This window comes from Alloyangia pacifica, from assembly GCF_003111685.1.
GTDB lineage: Bacteria > Pseudomonadota > Alphaproteobacteria > Rhodobacterales > Rhodobacteraceae > Salipiger > Salipiger pacificus_A.
This window is the reverse complement of record NZ_CP022189.1, coordinates 539,794-557,276: the sequence shown is the minus strand read 5'-3', so window position 1 is coordinate 557,276 and position 17,483 is coordinate 539,794. Positions and strand designations below refer to the sequence as shown.

17 protein-coding genes are annotated in these 17,483 nt (G+C 66.9%); 8 read left to right on the top strand and 9 right to left on the bottom strand.

Annotation, left to right across the window (positions count from 1 at the left end):
• Positions 1-104: 104 nt before the first annotated feature.
• A complete protein-coding gene (locus CEW88_RS02695; protein WP_108967498.1) occupies positions 105-1,355 on the bottom strand; it encodes a Zn-dependent hydrolase in 1,251 nt (416 codons plus the stop codon).
• Between the two features lie 198 nt (positions 1,356-1,553).
• Between CEW88_RS02695 and CEW88_RS02690 the strand changes: the two genes are divergently transcribed.
• On the top strand, positions 1,554-2,189 hold the full coding sequence (locus CEW88_RS02690) for a TetR family transcriptional regulator C-terminal domain-containing protein (RefSeq protein ID WP_108964566.1): 636 nt from the start codon (positions 1,554-1,556) through the stop codon (positions 2,187-2,189).
• Positions 2,190-2,218: 29 nt separating this feature from the next.
• Here CEW88_RS02690 and preA read toward each other — a convergent pair whose 3' ends face one another.
• From preA to rpsD, 3 genes are all read right to left on the bottom strand, one after another.
• A complete protein-coding gene (preA, locus tag CEW88_RS02685) occupies positions 2,219-3,520 on the bottom strand; it encodes an NAD-dependent dihydropyrimidine dehydrogenase subunit PreA (protein WP_108964565.1) in 1,302 nt (433 codons plus the stop codon).
• A gap of 12 nt (positions 3,521-3,532) precedes the next feature.
• The gene (locus tag CEW88_RS02680) at positions 3,533-4,855 is read right to left on the bottom strand and encodes an NAD(P)-dependent oxidoreductase (RefSeq protein ID WP_108964564.1); all 1,323 of its coding nucleotides are present in this window, start codon (positions 4,853-4,855) and stop codon (positions 3,533-3,535) included.
• Positions 4,856-5,032: 177 nt separating this feature from the next.
• Positions 5,033-5,653, bottom strand: coding sequence for a 30S ribosomal protein S4 (rpsD, locus tag CEW88_RS02675; protein ID WP_108964563.1), 621 nt, complete (start codon positions 5,651-5,653; stop codon positions 5,033-5,035).
• Positions 5,654-6,010: 357 nt separating this feature from the next.
• On the opposite strand from rpsD, the gene CEW88_RS02670 reads away from it, so the two are divergent.
• The 4 genes from CEW88_RS02670 (at position 6,011) to CEW88_RS02655 (ending at position 9,646) form a co-directional block, all read left to right on the top strand.
• Positions 6,011-6,241, top strand: coding sequence for a hypothetical protein (locus tag CEW88_RS02670; RefSeq protein ID WP_108964562.1), 231 nt, complete (start codon positions 6,011-6,013; stop codon positions 6,239-6,241).
• Between the two features lie 249 nt (positions 6,242-6,490).
• Positions 6,491-7,666 (top strand): acetyl-CoA C-acetyltransferase, encoded by a 1,176-nt coding sequence (locus CEW88_RS02665; RefSeq protein ID WP_108964561.1) that lies wholly within the window; start codon positions 6,491-6,493, stop codon positions 7,664-7,666.
• A 145-nt stretch (positions 7,667-7,811) separates the two neighbouring features.
• Positions 7,812-8,534 carry an acetoacetyl-CoA reductase gene (phbB, locus tag CEW88_RS02660; RefSeq protein WP_108964560.1) on the top strand — a complete coding sequence of 241 codons (723 nt, stop codon included), beginning with the start codon at positions 7,812-7,814 and terminating at the stop codon, positions 8,532-8,534.
• Positions 8,535-8,722: 188 nt separating this feature from the next.
• Entirely contained in the window at positions 8,723-9,646 is a 924-nt protein-coding gene (locus CEW88_RS02655; protein ID WP_108964559.1) for a VOC family protein, read from the top strand.
• Positions 9,647-10,011: 365 nt separating this feature from the next.
• On the opposite strand, the gene CEW88_RS02650 is transcribed toward CEW88_RS02655, so the two are convergent.
• From CEW88_RS02650 to CEW88_RS02640, 3 genes are all read right to left on the bottom strand, one after another.
• Complete coding sequence (locus CEW88_RS02650; RefSeq protein WP_095881329.1) at positions 10,012-10,185, bottom strand: YdcH family protein; 174 nt, start codon at positions 10,183-10,185, stop codon at positions 10,012-10,014.
• 113 nt (positions 10,186-10,298) lie between these two features.
• Entirely contained in the window at positions 10,299-11,078 is a 780-nt protein-coding gene (locus CEW88_RS02645) for a tRNA1(Val) (adenine(37)-N6)-methyltransferase (RefSeq protein ID WP_108964558.1), read from the bottom strand.
• On the bottom strand, positions 11,075-11,296 hold the full coding sequence (locus CEW88_RS02640; RefSeq protein WP_108964557.1) for a putative signal transducing protein: 222 nt from the start codon (positions 11,294-11,296) through the stop codon (positions 11,075-11,077). The genes CEW88_RS02645 and CEW88_RS02640 overlap by 4 nt, the downstream gene beginning before the upstream one ends.
• 54 nt (positions 11,297-11,350) lie before the next feature.
• Here CEW88_RS02640 and CEW88_RS02635 point away from each other — a divergent pair, with 54 nt between their 5' ends.
• On the top strand, positions 11,351-12,352 hold the full coding sequence (locus CEW88_RS02635; protein ID WP_108964556.1) for a polyprenyl synthetase family protein: 1,002 nt from the start codon (positions 11,351-11,353) through the stop codon (positions 12,350-12,352).
• Between the two features lie 28 nt (positions 12,353-12,380).
• Here CEW88_RS02635 and CEW88_RS02630 read toward each other — a convergent pair whose 3' ends face one another.
• Together CEW88_RS02630 and CEW88_RS02625 are read right to left on the bottom strand one after the other, a co-directional pair.
• Complete coding sequence (locus CEW88_RS02630) at positions 12,381-13,265, bottom strand: 4-(cytidine 5'-diphospho)-2-C-methyl-D-erythritol kinase (protein WP_108964555.1); 885 nt, start codon at positions 13,263-13,265, stop codon at positions 12,381-12,383.
• A complete protein-coding gene (locus tag CEW88_RS02625) occupies positions 13,252-14,979 on the bottom strand; it encodes a tetratricopeptide repeat protein (RefSeq protein WP_108964554.1) in 1,728 nt (575 codons plus the stop codon). Before CEW88_RS02625 ends, CEW88_RS02630 begins: the two co-directional genes overlap by 14 nt.
• Positions 14,980-15,168: 189 nt before the next feature.
• Between CEW88_RS02625 and CEW88_RS02620 the strand changes: the two genes are divergently transcribed.
• On the top strand, positions 15,169-15,630 hold the full coding sequence (locus CEW88_RS02620; protein ID WP_108967497.1) for a MarR family winged helix-turn-helix transcriptional regulator: 462 nt from the start codon (positions 15,169-15,171) through the stop codon (positions 15,628-15,630).
• The gene (locus CEW88_RS02615; RefSeq protein ID WP_108964553.1) at positions 15,627-17,483 is read left to right on the top strand and encodes an FUSC family protein; all 1,857 of its coding nucleotides are present in this window, start codon (positions 15,627-15,629) and stop codon (positions 17,481-17,483) included. Before CEW88_RS02620 ends, CEW88_RS02615 begins: the two co-directional genes overlap by 4 nt.

Below are 17,483 nucleotides of genomic sequence, written 5' to 3'. Positions count from 1 at the left end.
CCCTTGGAAGTCCGTGTCCGGGATGTCTTCTAGGCAAGAATATCCCGGGAGGTCCGCGGCCCGCGGGCCGCGGACGGGGCTGAGCCCCCTATCTTTCACCGGCCTCAGGCGACGATCTCCGCGGTCTCGAGCACCGCGTGGAACAGCACGTCTGTGCCCGCCGCCGCCCAGTCCTTCGAGATCTCCTCGGCCTCGTTGTGAGAGATGCCGTCGACGCAGGGGCACATGACCATGGTCGCGGGCGCCACCTTGGCGGCCCAGCAGGCATCGTGGCCCGCGCCCGAGATGAGGTTCATATGCGAGTAGCCCAGACGCTCGGCGGCATTGCGGACGTTCTCGACCAGCTCGGGGGCAAAGGTCACCGGGTCGAAGTGCCCGACCGGGTCGACCGCGCAGCCGACGCCCAGCTCGGTGCAGATTTCCGCGGCGCGTTGCTCGATCTCGGCGCGCATGCCGTCGAGCTTGGCCTGGTCGGGCGAGCGAATGTCGACGGTGAAGACCACGCTGCCGGGCAGCACGTTGCGCGAGTTGGGCGAGAAGGTCACCTGCCCCACCCCGCCGACGGCGCCGGGCTGCGCGGCCATGGCCACCTCCTGCACCATCTCGAAGATACGGCCCATTGCCAGACCCGCGTTCACCCGCATGTCCATCGGAGTCGAGCCGGTGTGCGCGGCCTTGCCGGTCAAGGTAAACTCGAGCCACCAGAGTCCCTGGCAATGGGTCACCACGCCGATGTCCTTGCCCTCGGCCTCGAGAATCGGTCCTTGCTCGATGTGCAGTTCGTAATAGGCGTGCATCTTGCGCGCGCCGACCTCTTCCTCGCCCAGCCAGCCGATGCGCTTGAGCTCTTCGCCGTAGGTCTTGCCCTCGAGATCCTTGCGTCCGTAGGCGTAATCGAGGTCAAGCACCCCGGCGAAGACCCCCGAAGCCAGCATGGCCGGGGCAAAGCGCGCGCCTTCCTCATTGGCCCAGTTGGTGACCACAATCGGGTGCTTGGTCTTGATGCCGAGATCGTTCATCGTGCGCACCGCCTCGAGCGCGCCAAGCACCCCCAGCACCCCGTCGTACTTGCCGCCGGTTGGCTGGGTATCGAGGTGCGAGCCGACGTAGACGGGCAGCGCGTCCGGGTCCTCACCGGGGCGGGTGGCGAACATGCTGCCCATGGCGTCAACACCCATGGTCATGCCCGCGGCCTCGCACCAGCTCTGGAACAGCGCGCGCCCCTCGGCATCCTCGTCGGTGAGCGTCTGGCGGTTGTTGCCCCCCGCGATGCCGGGGCCGATCTTGGCCATCTCCATCAGGCTGTCCCAGAGTCGGTCGCCATCGATCCGGAGGTTCTCGCCCGGTGCCGCCATCTTTTTGTCCTCGCTGCCTTGCTTTGCATCTTGCATTGCGCGGTCGCGCTTGCGCGGGCCGCGCGTGTTTTTTACCATTTGGTAAAGCCACGATTGCAATGCGCCCCGAACCTGTCAAGAAATCCCTGCCTTGGCTCCCGGAACGGATGCGCATAGAGCGGGCAGCGCCGCCCGGAAAAGCAGCAGCCAAGGAATGCCATGCCCGCTCCCTCCGAAATCCGCCCCGAAAAGAAGCCCAGCCGAATCCAGATCCGCAACCGCCGCAAGATCATGGACGCAGCACTCGATATCTTCTCGCAGCATGGCTTCCGCGGCGCGACGCTCGACCAGATCGCCGAGGCGGCAGGCATGTCCAAGCCCAACCTCATCTATTATTTCGACGGCAAGGAGGCGATCCACGTCGCGCTGCTGAACGCGCTGATGACCGAATGGCTCGACCCGCTGCGCGAGCTTGATGCGCAAGGCGACCCGCTCGAGGAGATCCTCGGCTACGTGCGCCGCAAGATGGAGATGAGCCGCCAGTTCCCGCGCGAGAGCCGGCTCTTCGCGATCGAGATCATCCAGGGCGCGCCGCGCATGCTGCCGCACCTCGAGAGCGATCTGAAGCCGCTCTTCGACGAGAAATGCGCGCTGATCGCGGGATGGATGGCGGCGGGCAAGCTGGCGCCGCAGGATCCGCAGCAGCTCATCATGTCGATCTGGGCGCTGACCCAGCATTTCGCCGACTTCGACACGCAGGTGCGGGTGCTGGTGGCCGACGACGTGGCGGGCTGGACGGCGGCCAATGCCCATGTGGAAACGATCTTCCGGGCGATCCTGACGCCTAAGGGGTAAGGCAGGGCCAATAGGCCCCGCCCCTTTGATCACTCCGCCGCGCGGGCCATCGGGTTGTTGGGATGGGTGGTCCAGTCGCCGAACTCGGCGGGCACCACCTTGCCGGTGCGCGGGTCCGTCGCGCCCACGTCCATCCGCTCCATGCTGATACAGCCCTCGACCGGGCAGACGTTGACGCAGAGGTTGCAAGCCACGCATTCATCGTCCTTGACCGTGAACACGCGGTCCTCGGACATGGCGATGGCCTGGTGCGAGGTGTCCTCGCAGGCCGCATAGCAGCGCCCGCAAGAGATGCAGAGTTCCTGGTCGATCTTCGCCTTGGAGATGGCGTTGAGGTTCAGGTTCTGCCAGTCCGACACGTTCGGCACCGCGCGGCCTACCAGGTCGGACAGCTCCACGCCCTTTTCGTCGAGATACTGCGACAGCCCCGAGATCATCTCCTGCACGACCTTGAAGCCATAGGTCATCGCCGCCGTGCAGACCTGCACGTTGCCCGCCCCCAGCGCCATGAACTCCGCCGCATCGCGCCAGGTGGTCACCCCGCCGATGCCCGAGATCGGCATCCCGCGCGTTTCCGGCGAGCGGGCGATCTCGGCCACCATGTTGAGCGCGATGGGCTTCACCGCCGGACCGCAATAGCCGCCGTGTGCGCCCTTTCCGTCGATGGTCGGCTCGGGAGCGAAGAGGTCGAGATCGACCGAGGTGATCGAGTTGATCGTGTTGATCAGGCTGACCGCATCCGCGCCCCCGCGCTTGGCCGCCTCGGCGGGCTTGCGGACGTCGGTGATGTTGGGCGTCAACTTGACGATGCAGGGCATGCGCGAGTTCTGCTTCACCCAGCGGGTCACCATCTCGATGTACTCGGGCACCTGCCCCACCGCCGAGCCCATGCCACGCTCGCTCATGCCGTGCGGGCAGCCGAAGTTCAACTCGACGCCATCCGCGCCGGTCTCCTCGACCAGCGGCAGGATCGCCTTCCACGCCGCCTCTTCGCAGGGGACCATCAGCGAGACCACCAGCGCGCGATCGGGATAGTCGCGCTTGACCGCCTTGATCTCGCGCAGGTTCACCTCGAGCGGGCGGTCTGTGATCAGTTCGATGTTGTTGAGCCCCAGAAGCCGCCGGTCCGCCCCCCAGATCGCGCCGTAGCGCGGGCCGTTGACGTTGACCACCGGCGGGCCTTCCTCGCCGAGGGTCTTCCAGACCACCCCGCCCCAGCCCGCCTCGTAGGCGCGGCGGACGTTGTACTCCTTGTCGGTCGGCGGCGCGGAGGCCAGCCAGAACGGGTTGGGCGATTTGATGCCCACGAAGTCACTCGTCAGATTTGCCATGTCGGTCCCTCCTCAGCGCATCAACGTGGCGTGAATGTCTTCGGCCGCGTCGCGGCCCTCGGCGACGGCGGTGACGGTCAGGTCGTCTCCCCCGGCGGCGCAGTCGCCCCCGGCCCAGACCCCGGGCACGGAGGTGCGCCCCGGTCCCTCGACCGCGAGCTTGCGGCCATCGAGCTCTGGCAAGCCCTCGGCAACCAGGCTCTGGCCGATGGCCCGGAAGACCTGATCGGCGGGCAGGCGGAAGCTCTCGCCCGTGGGCGTTAGATCGTCGTCGGTGAACTCGAACTCGATCTCGCGCACCGCGCCGTTGCCGTGTACCGCCTTCGGCGTGGCATTGCAGATGATCCGCACGCCCTTGGCCTGCGCCAGTTCCTGCTCGAATGCGCTCGCCGCCATGCGCTCCTGCGAGCGGCGGTAGACGATGGTCACGTTGAGCGCGCCCAGCAACTTCGACTGCACGGCGGCATCGACTGCGGTCATGCCACCGCCAATCACCACCACATCGCGGCCCACCGGCAGCGCAGCGAGATCACCCGCCTGCCGCAGATCGGCAATGAAATCGACCGCGTTCGTGACGCCCTCGCGATCGTCGCCGCCGATCCCCAGCGCATTGACCCCGCCAAGGCCCAGTCCGAGGAACACCGCGTCATAATCCGAGCTCAGCTCTGCCAGCGTAATATCACGCCCGAGCATCCGGCCCGTCTCGATGGTGATGCCACCGATTCCCAGCAGCCAGTCCACCTCGCGCGCGGCGAAATCGTCTGTGCTCTTGTAGGCGGCGATGCCGAACTCGTTGAGGCCGCCGGGCTTGGCGCGCGCATCGAGGATCACGACGTCATGACCCTTCATCGCCAGACGGTGCGCGCAGGACAGGCCCGCAGGCCCCGCCCCAACCACCGCAACGCGCTTTCCCGTCGGCGCGGCGCGCTCGAATGGGTGGGTGTTGCGGGCCATGATGCGGTCGGTGGCGTAGCGCTGCAGCCGACCGATCTCGACCGGCTTGCCCTCGGCCACCTCGCGCACGCAGACCTCCTCGCAGAGCGTCTCGGTGGGGCAGACCCGGGCGCACATGCCGCCGAGGATGTTCTGCGACAGGATCGTCTTGGCTGCCGCCTCGGGCGTGCCGGTGGCGATCTGCCGAATGAAGAGCGGAATGTCGATCGAGGTCGGGCATGCCGTCGCGCAGGGCGCGTCGTGGCAGAAATAGCAGCGATCCGCCGCCACCAACGCCTCGTGATCATCATATGGTGGGTGCAGGTCCGAGAACCCCTCTTCCAGCGCCTGCGGCTCAAGCCGTCCCGCGCGGATCCCTCCTGCCAGTTGTCTTGCGTCCATCGGTCGCCTCCCCGCTGCCTTGCGCAATGGAGAAACGCTCTCACAGGTCAAATTTTTTATCAATCGGTAAAATAATTGCCGCGCCCGACGCGGGGGAAATTGCTCAAAACCCGGGCAGAAACGCAGAAAGGCCGCGCATTGCTGCGCGGCCTTCCAAGGATCGTAAGAACAGAAGGATCAGTTCTGCGCGTAGTATTCGATGACGAGGTTCGGTTCCATCTGAACCGCGTAGGGCACGTCGGCGAGGCCGGGGGTGCGCACGAAGGTCGCGGTCATCTTGGAGTGGTCGGCCTCGATGTAGTCGGGAACGTCACGCTCTGCGAGCTGGACGGCCTCGAGCAGAACAACCATCTGCTTCGACTTCTCGCGGACCTCGATCACGTCGCCTTCCTTCACGCGGTAGGAGGGGATGTTCACGCGCTTGCCGTTCACCATCACGTGGCCGTGGTTCACGAACTGACGGGCCGCGAAGACGGTCGGCACGAACTTGGCGCGGTAGACGACGGCGTCCAGGCGGCGCTCGAGCAGGCCGATGAGCAGCTCACCGGTGTCACCCTTGAGGCGTTCCGCGTCGCCGAAGATGCGACGGAACTGCTTCTCGGTCAGGTCACCGTAGTAGCCCTTGAGTTTCTGCTTGGCGCGGAGCTGCAGACCGAAGTCCGACATCTTGCCCTTGCGGCGCTGGCCGTGCTGGCCGGGGCCGTATTCGCGCTTGTTCACCGGGGACTTGGCACGGCCCCAGATGTTCTCGCCCATGCGGCGGTCAATTTTGTACTTGGCAGACGTGCGTTTGGTCACGGCTGATCTCCTTCATAAGTTGTGAAGGGCGTTGTCCTTCTGCCCGGAGGCCGACAGGCATCCCCTTGCGGGGGCCACCAACACCAATGAGCGGGCGCTTATATGGGGATCGCGGGGGGAGTCAACTGCTGTTTGCAGGCGCACCCTGTCTTCCCTGGCCCGGCGGCGCTTGATCCAATGCTAAACCTCGTGCCTGCAAGCTGACAGCGCGCTCGGCCCGCGCGACACCGACACCCTGCAGCGCGTGCGCGTCGCGGTCCATCACCAGCAGGTGGTGGCGGCCTTCCAGCCGGTCGCGCAGGCGGGCGGGGGAAGCTCCGTGCGCGCCACCTTTGCGATGGACGATTTCGGCGGTCGATGACCGCGCTTCGGCCGTATACGCGATTCGGCTTCGACATCCTCGAGATCGGCAGACAGGTGATCCGCGGCATCGACCGGGCCCCGGACGAAGCGGTGCTGCTGCGCGTCACCGCGGCCGAATCGATTGAGACGCGGACCAAGTCAGAGCTCACCACGGCCGCCGAGGACACCTGCCTGGATGGATACGACCAAGCCGGGCCGATGGTGCTCTCAGGGACGCTAGGCTAGGCGCCAAACGTCTCCGCTCCGTGAATTCCTGCAAAATCGGCGCAACTCCCCCTGCGGACGATTTTCTCCCGCCTGACGTCACAGCCTGCGACGAATTGCGCAAACAGGTGAGAATCGACGCCGCCGCCTCTGTGCAGTTGCGGATCCCCGCGTTATCAAAAGAACCAAGGCCAGATGCGGAGCCACTGCCCCCGCCAAGAGGGCGAGGGGACGCGGTCCGATCGCATGTTTGCTTGGAGGGAGAATTTCATGACCAATGTCGTAATCGCATCCGCGGCACGTACCGCCGTGGGCAGCTTCAGCGGCGCCTTCGCCAATACCCCCGCCCATGACCTCGGCGCGGCCATGCTCGACGCGCTGGTCGCCCGCGCCGGCATCGACAAGGGCGAGGTGTCCGAGACCATCCTCGGCCAGGTGCTCACCGCGGCCCAGGGCCAGAACCCGGCGCGCCAGGCGCATATCAATGCCGGCCTGCCCAAGGAAAGCTCGGCCTGGTCGATCAACCAAGTCTGCGGCTCGGGCCTGCGCACCGTGATGCTGGGCGCACAGCACATCCTGCTTGGCGACGCCGACATCGTCTGCGCCGGCGGTCAGGAGAACATGACCCTCGCGCCCCATGCCGCGCATCTGCGCGCCGGCCACAAGATGGGCGATGTGAGCTACATCGACACGATGATCCGCGACGGCCTCTGGGATGCCTTCAACGGGTACCACATGGGCCAGACCGCCGAGAACGTCGCGCAGCAGTGGCAGATCAGCCGCGAGCAGCAGGACGAATTCGCGCTGGCCTCGCAGAACAAAGCCGAGGCGGCACAGAAGGCCGGCAAGTTCGACGACGAGGTGATCCCCTTCACCGTCAAGACCCGCAAGGGTGAGATCATCGTCGACAAGGACGAGTACATCCGCCACGGCGCCACCATCGAGGCGATGCAGAAGCTCCGCCCGGCCTTCGCCAAGGACGGCTCGGTCACCGCGGCCAACGCGAGCGGCATCAACGACGGCGCCGCCGGTGTGCTGCTGATGAGCGCCGACAATGCCGAAAAGCGCGGCATCGAGCCGCTCGCCCGCATCGTCTCTTACGCCACCGCGGGTCTCGACCCGTCGATCATGGGCGTCGGACCGATCCACGCCTCGCGCAAGGCGCTGGAGAAAGCCGGCTGGAAGCCCGAGGACCTCGATCTGGTCGAGGCCAACGAGGCCTTCGCCGCGCAGGCCTGCGCGGTGAACAAGGACATGGGCTGGGATCCGGCGATCGTGAACGTGAACGGCGGCGCCATCGCCATCGGCCACCCGATCGGTGCCTCGGGCGCCCGCATTCTGAACACGCTGCTCTTCGAGATGAAGCGGCGCGACGCCAAGAAGGGCCTCGCGACGCTCTGCATCGGGGGCGGTATGGGCGTCGCCCTGTGTGTCGAACGAGACTGACGACGTGAAGAGGGGCGCCCCGGCGCCCCTTTTTCTTTGCGCGGATTGCCGCACGTGGAAAATCTCTGCGCAATAATATTGCTGTAAATTTTTAAACAGATTAAGAACATTACCGGACTACGGAGGTTCCGAATTGGAGGGAAGAATGACGAAAGTTGCATTGGTCACCGGCGGCAGCCGCGGGATCGGGGAGGCGATCTCGAAGGCACTCAAGGCCGAAGGTTACGAAGTCGCAGCGACATACGCCGGCAACGACGAGAAGGCCCAGGCCTTCACCGCGGAAACGGGCATCAAGACCTACAAGTGGAACGTCGCGGATTACGAGGCATCCAAGGCGGGCATCGCGCAGGTCGAGGCGGATCTCGGCCCGATCGACGTGGTGGTGGCCAATGCCGGCATCACACGCGACGCGCCCTTCCACAAGATGACACCCGAGCAATGGAAAGAGGTCATCGACACCAACCTCACCGGCGTGTTCAACACCGTGCACCCGCTCTGGCCGGGCATGCGCGAGCGCAAGTTCGGCAGGGTCATCGTGATCTCGTCGATCAATGGCCAGAAGGGCCAGTTCGCGCAAGTGAACTACGCCGCAACCAAGGCGGGTGATCTAGGCATCATCAAGTCTCTGGCGCAGGAAGGCGCACGCTACGGCATCACCGCCAATGCCATCTGCCCGGGCTACATCGCCACCGAGATGGTCATGGCCGTGCCCGAGAAGGTGCGTGAGCAGATCATCGCGCAGATCCCCGCCGGTCGCCTCGGCGAGCCCGAGGAGATCGCCCGCTGCGTGGTCTTCCTCGCCGACGAGAAGGCTGGCTTCGTGAATGGCTCGACGATCTCGGCCAACGGCGGTCAGTTCTTCGTCTGACGCCCGCGCAGGCATGATCAATGACAGGCCCCGGGCGCCCGCGCCGGGGCCTTTTGGTATACCCGTATATCCGGTCAACGCCTTGCCGTCGGCTGTGCACTGATGCAGCCCTTTCGCGCGGCCATATTCGTTTTCAGCAAACCCTCTAGCGCCTATATGGGGATCAATTCTTCATCAGGAGAGAGACCATGCTTACACAGATCAAGGGCCTGCATCACGTGACCGCGCTGGCCAGCAGCGCGTCTCGGAACAACACCTTCTTCACCCACACGCTTGGCCTGCGACGGGTCAAAAAGACCGTCAACTTCGACGCCCCCGACGTCTATCACCTTTACTACGGTGACGAACTGGGCACTCCCGGCAGCGTCATGACCTACTTCCCCTTCCCCCATGCCACCCGCGGCCGCCGGGGCACCGGCGAGGTCGCGACCACCGCCTTCGCCGTCCCCGAGGGGTCGCTCGACGCCTGGGAGGCGCGACTGACCAAGGCCGGTGTCACCGGGATCGACCGGCTCAACCGCTACGGCGAGCATCGCCTCGCCTTCGAGGGACCGGACGGCGAAGGGCTGGCACTGGTCGAGGCCGAAGACAGCCGTCTCCCCTGGACCGGTGGCAGTGTCGGTGAGGACATTGCGATCCGCGGCTTCCACTCGGTGCAGATGCGCCTGCGCGACGCGGGGCCGACCGCCGAGTTGCTGGGCGCCATGGGCTACAAGGAAGAGTGCCGCCAGGCCAACGTGATGCGCCTGGTGTTGCCGGAGCATAATGGGGCGGGCACCATCGACATTGAAACCGTCGACGCCCCCCAAGGAACCCAGAGCGCCGGCAGCGTCCATCACATCGCCTTCGCGGTGGAGGATCGCGCGGCACAGCTCGAAGTTCGCAAGGCGCTCACCGAGCAGGGCTACCAGATCACGCCGCAGATCGACCGGGATTACTTCTATGCCATCTACTTCCGAAGCCCCGGGGGCGTTCTCTTCGAAGTGGCGACCAACGAACCCGGCTTCGACCGTGACGAGGATCGCGCGCACCTCGGCGAGGCGCTGAAGCTGCCGAGTCAGCACGCGCATCTGCGCGAGCAGCTCGAGAAGACCCTCGAGCCCATCGACTGATGTCTTCCGGGACCAATTGATCCCAGGCTGGAAGGTCCCCCTCTCAAGGCAGCGCCCCCGGAGTTTGGGTCTCCGGGGGCGCTTTCTTTGACAGGGCGCGGCACGCACGACCTTCCGAATGCGCGGACCAATCGGGCCGCGGCCATCCTTGCAAGGGTGAAAAGGGATGCGTGTTGAAAGGCGTGCTCTGAATTGCCGCATCGTCGCGCGCCGGTTGGCGCCTTGCCCTGCTGCCCGGGCCCGGAGATTCGGGCCCGGAACCTCTGCGATCCTGAGGCGCGGCGGCCACTTGGATCGGTGTCTCACGTCCACTCTCGAGGCAGGTAGGTGGCTGTCCCTCGCGGGTGCTGCCTGCCCGTGCCTGGTTAGGTGGCCTCTGCCGAGAGCCGGCTAATCTCTTCCTTGATCCGGAGTTTCTGCTTCTTCAGGGCTGCAACATGCAGGTCGTCCACGCCCGGACTACGCTGCATTTCTTCCACCGTGGTGGCGAGGTTCTGGTGCTTCTTCTTCAGTTCCTGCAGGTGAGAAGTTAAGCTCATTATATCCTCCTTCTTGCTTTGGGCACATACAGTGCAGCATAACTTTTACATTCTGTCACGCCGCACCCGCAGCATTGCTTAGCGCAGGCTCAAGGCGATGCTCGGACTTTCGCTCACCCACCAAAGATGATCGATTTTCCGTCACGCAAGGCTGCTTTAACGACATTTGTATAATCTTCGCCGTCTTCAAGGTGGCACGCGCCAGCGTGAAGCACGAGCGGCGGGCAAAGGCGGAAATCTGCCCGCCCTCCTTTGCGTCCGCGCGCGAGAATCAGCCGGGGCGCTCGGCCCTCGCGCGGGGCCAGTGGCAGCACCTCGACAGAGCCCAGATGCGCATTCAGCGCGGCCAGCAGTTCCGGCAACCGCTCCACCCGTTGCACGAAGGTCGCGGTGCCGCGCGGCTTGAGACGCTTCGCGGCCAGCGCCACCCAGTCAGCCAGCGGCAGCGCGCCGGCTTGCGCCAGCTCGATCCCCGCATCCGGCGAGACGCTGCGCTTGCCCGGCTCGAAATACGGCGGGTTGGCAAAAACGTGATCGAAGACGCGCGCCTTCAGCGCGGCGGGCGGCCGCGCGAGGTCCGCTTCGAGGATCTCCCCCTCGAGACCGTTCTCGGCAATGTTACGCCGCGCGAGCGCGGCATAGCTCGGCTGAAGCTCCACGCCGGCCACCCGCAGCCCGCCAACACGCACGCCAAGGCAGACCAGCGCCGGGGCTGCGCCGCAGCCGAGCTCCAGCACCTCCTGCCCGGGCCGCGCCTCGACACTCGCCGCCAGCAGTACGGGATCGACCCCGGCGCGGTATCCAAGACCTTGTTTCGGCTGCCATATCTTCGCGCGCCCGCCAAGGAAGTCGTCGCAGCGCAGCGCCTCCTCGGCAAAGAAGTCGCGTCTCACGCGCCGGACTCGAAAGAAATGCCGAAGTCGCGCAGCACCCGCCGTGCCGCCTCGAGCTCGCCGCTGCGGACCATCAGCCTGCGCGGAAGTATACCCAAGGAGCCCTCGAGGACGCTCATATTTACGTCCAACTCAAAGCTGTCTATACCCTGCCCATCAAGGAGGGTCTTCGCGAGCGGTATCAGGGTGATGTCGGTTGTGCGCAGAAGTTCTTCCATACTGGGGATGTAAGGACAGGGCCCCGGCCTTGTCGAGCCTGTGACGGGGGTCTGATGGGCTTGGATACGGCAAAAGCGAAACCGCACGACCGCCTGGCGTCGATGCTGTCCGACGAGATGGGTGCGGTGAACACCCTGATCCGCGAGCGGATGGCCTCGAAACATGCCCCGCGCATCCCGGAGGTGACCGCGCATCTGGTCGAGGCGGGCGGCAAGCGCCTGCGCCCGATGCTCACCCTCGCCGCGGCAAATATCTGCGGCTACGACGGCCCCTACCACGTGCATCTGGCCGCGACGGTGGAGTTCATCCATACCGCGACCCTGCTGCATGACGACGTGGTCGACGAAAGCGCGCAGCGGCGCGGCCGGCCCACCGCCAACCTGCTGTGGGACAACAAGTCCTCGGTGCTGGTCGGCGACTATCTCTTTGCCCGCAGCTTCCAGCTGATGACCGAAACCGGCAACCTGCGCGTGCTGGAAATCCTGTCGAACGCCTCTGCCACCATCGCCGAGGGCGAGGTGCTGCAACTCACCGCCGCGCAGGATCTCGGCACCACCGAGGACATCTACCTGCAGGTCGTGCGCGGCAAGACCGCCGCGCTCTTCTCGGCCGCGACCGAGGTGGGCGGGGTCATTTCCGGGGCTGACCCGGCGCAGGTGCAGGCGCTCTTCGATTATGGCGACGCGCTTGGCATCGCCTTCCAGATCGCCGATGACCTGCTCGATTACATGGGTGAAAGCGCGGCCACCGGCAAGAACGTCGGCGACGACTTCCGCGAACGAAAGCTGACCCTGCCGGTGATCAAGGCCGTGGCGGCCGCCGACTCCGAGGAGCGCGCCTTCTGGCAGCGCACCATCGAGAAGGGCAAGCAGGAAGAGGGCGATCTCGACTACGCGCTCAAGCTGCTGCACAAGCACGGGGCTCTGGACGCCACGCGCGAGGATGCGCTCGGCTGGTCGGAAAAGGCCAAGGCCGCGATGGCGCAGCTGCCCCAGTCCGAACTCCGCGACGTGATGATCGAGTTGGCAGATTTCGTGGTGGCGCGGCTCTACTGAGCCCGCGCCCGTCGCGGTGAGGCCAAGATCAGCCCCGGCGCGGCATCGCCCGCGCCTGCTGATCCCCCAAGAGCCCCTCGGCGATCCACCACTCCGGGCGGGCCGCGCGCAGGGCCTCTGCCCCCGCCCCTGCCTCTGCCATCGTGGCGAAGAGCCCGAAGCAGGTGGCCCCCGATCCCGACATGCGCGCCAACCGGCAGCCCGGCAGAGCGGCCAGTTCCGCCAGCAGGGTGCCGATCACCGGCTCCAGCGCGATGGCCGCGGGCTCCATGTCGTTGCGCATGCCCGCCAGCCAGTTGATCAGCGGCTCGGGTTCGGTGAACTCCGGCAGGTGCTCGGGCATCGGGGGATTGTCGCGCGCGGTGAGGCTGCGGAAAATCTGCGGTGTCGAGACCGGCACCCGCGGGTTGACCAGCACGGCGGGCAGCGGGGGCAGGCTGACGGGCGTCAGACCTTCGCCGATCCCGCGAACCCGTACCGTGCGCGAAGCAAGACACATCGGCACGTCTGCCCCAAGCGCCAGAAGCGCCGTTTCCGCCCGCGCCAGACCATCGGCATCCAACGCCCCGGCCTCGGCCAGCATGGCACGCGCCGCCGCCGCAGCGTCCGCCGAACCGCCGCCGATGCCCGAGGCCACCGGCAGGACCTTTTCCAGCACGATCGCGGCGCCCTGCCCCTCCCCCACCATGGCGGCGGCGCGCAGGGCGAGGTTGTCGCCATTGGCGGGCAGCCCCTCGGCCTCCGGCCCTTCGAGGCGAAGGGTCAGCTCCTCGGCTGGCGCGACGCGAAGCGTGTCGCCCACCGGCGCGAAGGCGACCAGCGAGTCGAGCAGGTGATAGCCGTCGTCGCGCTGGCCGGTAATGTGCAGGGTCAGGTTGACCTTCGCCGGGGCGAAGACGTCACTCCACGTCATGCGCCACCTTCAGCGGCGGCCGGCCCTCTTCGGCAAGCACGGTATCGAGCCCAACTGCCAGCTTGCGACGGATGCGCTCTGGCTCGACATCGTCCGAGGCGTCCTCCCAGCCGACGAAGGAGAGCGCGCGCTGCCACTGGAAGCGCGCCTCGGTCTTGCGGCCGACGGCCCAGTAGACGTCGCCGAGGTGGTCGTTGACCACCGGGTCGACCGCCATCAGCTCGGCAGCGCGCTCCATGTGGCCCACCGCCTCGTCGTAGCGTCCCAGCCGGTAGAGCGCCCAGCCAAGGCTGTCGACGATATAGCCGCTCTGCGGCTCTGCCTCGACCGCGCGCTCGATCATCTCCAGGGCCTCGTCGAGGTTCACGTGGTGCTCGACCATGGAATACCCGAGGTAGTTCAGCACCTGCGGCTGGTTCGGCACGAACTCCAGCGCGGCGCGGAAGTCCTTTTCGGCGGCCTCCCAGTTCCCGTCCCGCTCCTTGCAGATCCCGCGGGCGTAATAGAGGAACCATTGCGCCGGATCGGGGTCGGCGAAGGTGGCCAGCGCCCGGTCATAGGCGGTGATCGCCTCCCCGTAGCGCTCGAGCTGGCGCATCAGATCCCCAAGCGCCGATTGCACCGCGGGCAGGTTGCCATGCGTGTCGGCGAGCTGTTCCAGCACCTCGACCGCGGCATCGAGCTTGCCCTCGGCGCGCAGCGCGTCGGACCGGCCCAGCTCGGCCACGTGGTATGCGGCATCCTCGCGCGGCACACGGCGATAGGTGGCGGCGGCGAGCTCGTACTGGCCCATCTTCTCCAGCAGTTCACCCGCCATCAGCAGCGCACCGACGTGATCGGGGCGCAGGTACTCGGCCACGCGCACGTGCAGCAGCGTGTAATCCTCGGCGGATTCATTGGCCAGCGCACCGGCAATGGTGAAGAAGACCTCGGCAATGCCGTCGCGGGCCGAGGTGACGATGTCGAATGGCAGCGTCTCGCCCGCCTCGAGCTTGGCACGCAGATCCTCCATGCCGGGGTCGAGCTGCTGACCGAAGGCCTCGTCGATGAGCGACACGGCATCAGACTGGCGGTTGATCTGCGACAAGATCTGGATCCGCGCCAGCACGGCGCTGCGGGTCATCTGCATGCCGCCGCCCGTGGGATCGGCAAAGATCGCCTCGGCCCCCTCGAAGTCGCCGACGGATGCCAGCGCCATGGCCTTGTGATAGGCGGCGAAACCGGCGAGTCCACGCTCTTCGGCCACGGCATCGAAGGAGGCCAGCGCCGCACTCACGTCGCCGCGGCCCAGCTCGGCCCAGGCCTTCAGCAGGCCGTCGACAAGCGAACCCGCCGAGCGGCCTTCTTCGATCCGCTTCAGCAGCTCGGCGTAGTTCTCTTCGTGGGCCAGCACGGCAATCTCGGCAAGCTGGCCGATCTGACTGCTGTGGCCCAGTGCCGTGAGACGTTCGGCCAGCGCCTCGGCCCGGACGAAATCGCCGAGGCCGATGTTCGCCAGCGCGGCACGCTCGAGCAGGTCTGCGTTCTCGGGGTCATGCTTGACCGCCTCGCCGTAGTAGCGGGCCGCCGCCTTGAAGTCCCCGGCGAAGCTGGCCTGCCGTGCGGCAAGGTAGTCGCCCGACAGGCTGTCGGCGGAAACCGCCCCGGCCCCTGCCACCATCAGTGCAAGCGCGAGAACCGTGCCGCGAAGTGTCCCGAATGCCTTGCCCGACATGCCGCCTCCTGTTGATTGGTTGGCGCGAAGACTAGACCGCGCCGCTCCCCGGCGCAATCCGCGCCCCGTTCACGGGGCGGCGAGCGCGATGCCCCGCCGGCACGCACGTCGAGCGTTGCAACCATTTGCCGCTCTCCCGGCATCAGTATTTGATTTGTGGTTCAAATCATTTTGAGATACATGCATTTCATGACACAGACTCCCTCGCCCCGCGACCGCTTCGGCTTTGCCTTCATCACCCTTGCCCGGCAATGGCACCGGGTGGTCGACACGCGCCTTGCAGAAGCCGGCCTCAGCGACGCCACTTGGCGCCCGCTCGTCCACCTCGCCGAAGGCGGAGACGGCATCAGCCAGCGCGATCTCGCGGCGCGGATCAGCCTCGACACCTCGACGTTGGTGCGGCTGCTCGACCTGTTGGAGGCCCGCGGCCTCGTCGAGCGGCGGGTCGATTCCTCGGACCGCCGCGCGCGCCGCATCCATCTGACCGAGGAGGGGCGGACAGAGCTCGCGCGCATCCGCGCCATGCTGTTGCAGGCCGAGCGTGAACTCCTCGCCGAGATCAGCGAAGACGAGACAGGCGCCATGCTGGACGCCTTCACCCGCATCGCCGCCCGCGCCGAGGCCATGCTGACCGAGGAGGCGGAGGCGTGAGCGCCGCGCTGGAAAGCCTTGGTTTCAACAAGGCCCGGCTGATCTTTGCCCTGCGCACCGCCTTTGCCGCCTGCCTGGCGCTGGTGGCGGCCTGGCTGCTCGGTCTGGAGCACCCTCAATGGGCGGGGATGACCGTCTGGGCGGCCTCGCAGCCGGTCCGGGGGCAATTGCTGGAAAAGGGCCTTTTCCGCTTCGCCGGCACGGTGATCGGAACGGTCGCCGGCGTCGGGCTGATCCTGGCCATGCAGGTCCACCCGGCCCTGCTGGTCATCGGGCTCGCACTCTGGATCGGGCTCTGCACCGGGATCGCCAACCTCCTGCGCGGCTTTTTCGCCTATGGCACGGTGCTGGCGGGCTATACCGCCGCGATGGTCGCCCTGCTCGACGTCGGCCACCCCGAGACCGTCTGGGCGCTCGGCGCCGACCGGATGGCGACGGTGCTGGTGGGCGTGCTCGCCGCGCTGGTGGTGGGCTGGCTCTTTGCGCCCGCCGCCGACGGCGACGCGTTGCGCTCGCGCTTCCGTGGCATGCTGGCCGACCTCTGCGACCAGCTTTCGAGGCCTGGCTCCGACCCCGAAGCGGCGCGGCGCCTGATCTCGGACATGGCCGACATCGAAGAGGCACTCGACCCGCATGCCGCGGGCTCGCTGCGCTCGCGCCGCGAGACTCGCGCCAGCCGCGCGCTGCTGTCGACCGCGCTGTCGGTGCTGCTCTGGCACCGCGGGCAAGAGGCAAACACCCTGCCCGACGCCGCGTGCTTGGCCCTGAACGAGGCCGCCGAGGCCCTGCGCGGGGGAGACAGCGCTGCGGCGCACGCCGCGCTCGGGCGCGCCGCGGCCCATCCCGACGCTGCCGAGACACTGAAACCCCTGGCCCAGGCGCTCGCCCGCTGGCGCGCGCCCGAAAACCGCTCGGCCCCGGGTGCCGAGCACCTCCTGCCCGTGGTGCTGCACCGCGACTGGATCGGCGCCCGCGAGGCAGCGATCCGCGCCACCGGTGCGCTGCTGCTCTTCGGCCTGATCTGGCAGATCACCGGCTTCGCGGCCGGCGCCTTCCTGCTGCTCGGGATGTCGATCATGATCTCGATCTTCACCACCTTCGAGAACCCGATCGCCATGCTGCCCTACGTGTTCCTCGGCCAGCTCATGGGCGCGGGCATGGCACTGGCGATCCGCTGGCTGATCTGGCCGCAGGCGGGGGCGGATTGGCAGCTTGTGGCGATGGTGCTGCCGTTCATCTTGCTTGGCGGCCTGCTCGGCGGGCACGACCGGGGCATGAGGGTCAGCTTCGATGTCAACATGGTGATGCTGCTCTTGCTGCACCCGGCGCTGCCGCTCACCGGCGATCTTGGCACTTCTGTGCTCATGGCCCTTGCCGTTGTTGCCGCGCCGCTCACTGCACTGGTGACGTATCGCACGGTCTATCCGCCGACCCTGCGCCGCAAGCAGGACACGCTGGCGAAGATGATGCTGCACGATGTGGCGGCGTTGGCCGGTGATGCCGAAGCGCTGCGCCACCGCGCGGTCTGGCGCGCCCGGTTCTATCACCGAATGCTGCGGCTCTTCCGGCTGACCGGGCGCTCGGCAAGGGCGCAGCGCAGCGCACTAGACAGCGGGCTGGCGCTGCTTGATCTTGGCCATGCGACGCTGCGGGCGCATGAAATCCTCGCAAACCCCGCCACGCCACTCGCCGAACGCCGCGCGCTCAAGGCAGCACTGGCCCGGCTCGAACGCATCCGAGAAACCCCGGCTCGCGCCGAAGGCGCCCTCAGCCGCCTTGCGCGGCGCGCCATCGGGGCGGATGCCGAGCTCTTCCGCCATGCGGCGCGCAGCGCGGCCTCGCTGGCGCCCTGA

Coding starts and splice junctions, on each gene's coding strand:
- CEW88_RS02695 (WP_108967498.1), bottom strand. CDS start 1,355: ATGGCGGCACCGGGCGAGAACCTCCGGATCGATGGCGACCGACTCTGG.
- CEW88_RS02690 (WP_108964566.1), top strand. CDS start 1,554: ATGCCCGCTCCCTCCGAAATCCGCCCCGAAAAGAAGCCCAGCCGAATC.
- preA (WP_108964565.1), bottom strand. CDS start 3,520: ATGGCAAATCTGACGAGTGACTTCGTGGGCATCAAATCGCCCAACCCG.
- CEW88_RS02680 (WP_108964564.1), bottom strand. CDS start 4,855: ATGGACGCAAGACAACTGGCAGGAGGGATCCGCGCGGGACGGCTTGAG.
- CEW88_RS02670 (WP_108964562.1), top strand. CDS start 6,011: ATGACCGCGCTTCGGCCGTATACGCGATTCGGCTTCGACATCCTCGAG.
- CEW88_RS02665 (WP_108964561.1), top strand. CDS start 6,491: ATGACCAATGTCGTAATCGCATCCGCGGCACGTACCGCCGTGGGCAGC.
- phbB (WP_108964560.1), top strand. CDS start 7,812: ATGACGAAAGTTGCATTGGTCACCGGCGGCAGCCGCGGGATCGGGGAG.
- CEW88_RS02655 (WP_108964559.1), top strand. CDS start 8,723: ATGCTTACACAGATCAAGGGCCTGCATCACGTGACCGCGCTGGCCAGC.
- CEW88_RS02650 (WP_095881329.1), bottom strand. CDS start 10,185: ATGAGCTTAACTTCTCACCTGCAGGAACTGAAGAAGAAGCACCAGAAC.
- CEW88_RS02640 (WP_108964557.1), bottom strand. CDS start 11,296: ATGGAAGAACTTCTGCGCACAACCGACATCACCCTGATACCGCTCGCG.
- CEW88_RS02635 (WP_108964556.1), top strand. CDS start 11,351: ATGGGCTTGGATACGGCAAAAGCGAAACCGCACGACCGCCTGGCGTCG.
- CEW88_RS02630 (WP_108964555.1), bottom strand. CDS start 13,265: ATGACGTGGAGTGACGTCTTCGCCCCGGCGAAGGTCAACCTGACCCTG.
- CEW88_RS02625 (WP_108964554.1), bottom strand. CDS start 14,979: ATGTCGGGCAAGGCATTCGGGACACTTCGCGGCACGGTTCTCGCGCTT.
- CEW88_RS02620 (WP_108967497.1), top strand. CDS start 15,169: ATGACACAGACTCCCTCGCCCCGCGACCGCTTCGGCTTTGCCTTCATC.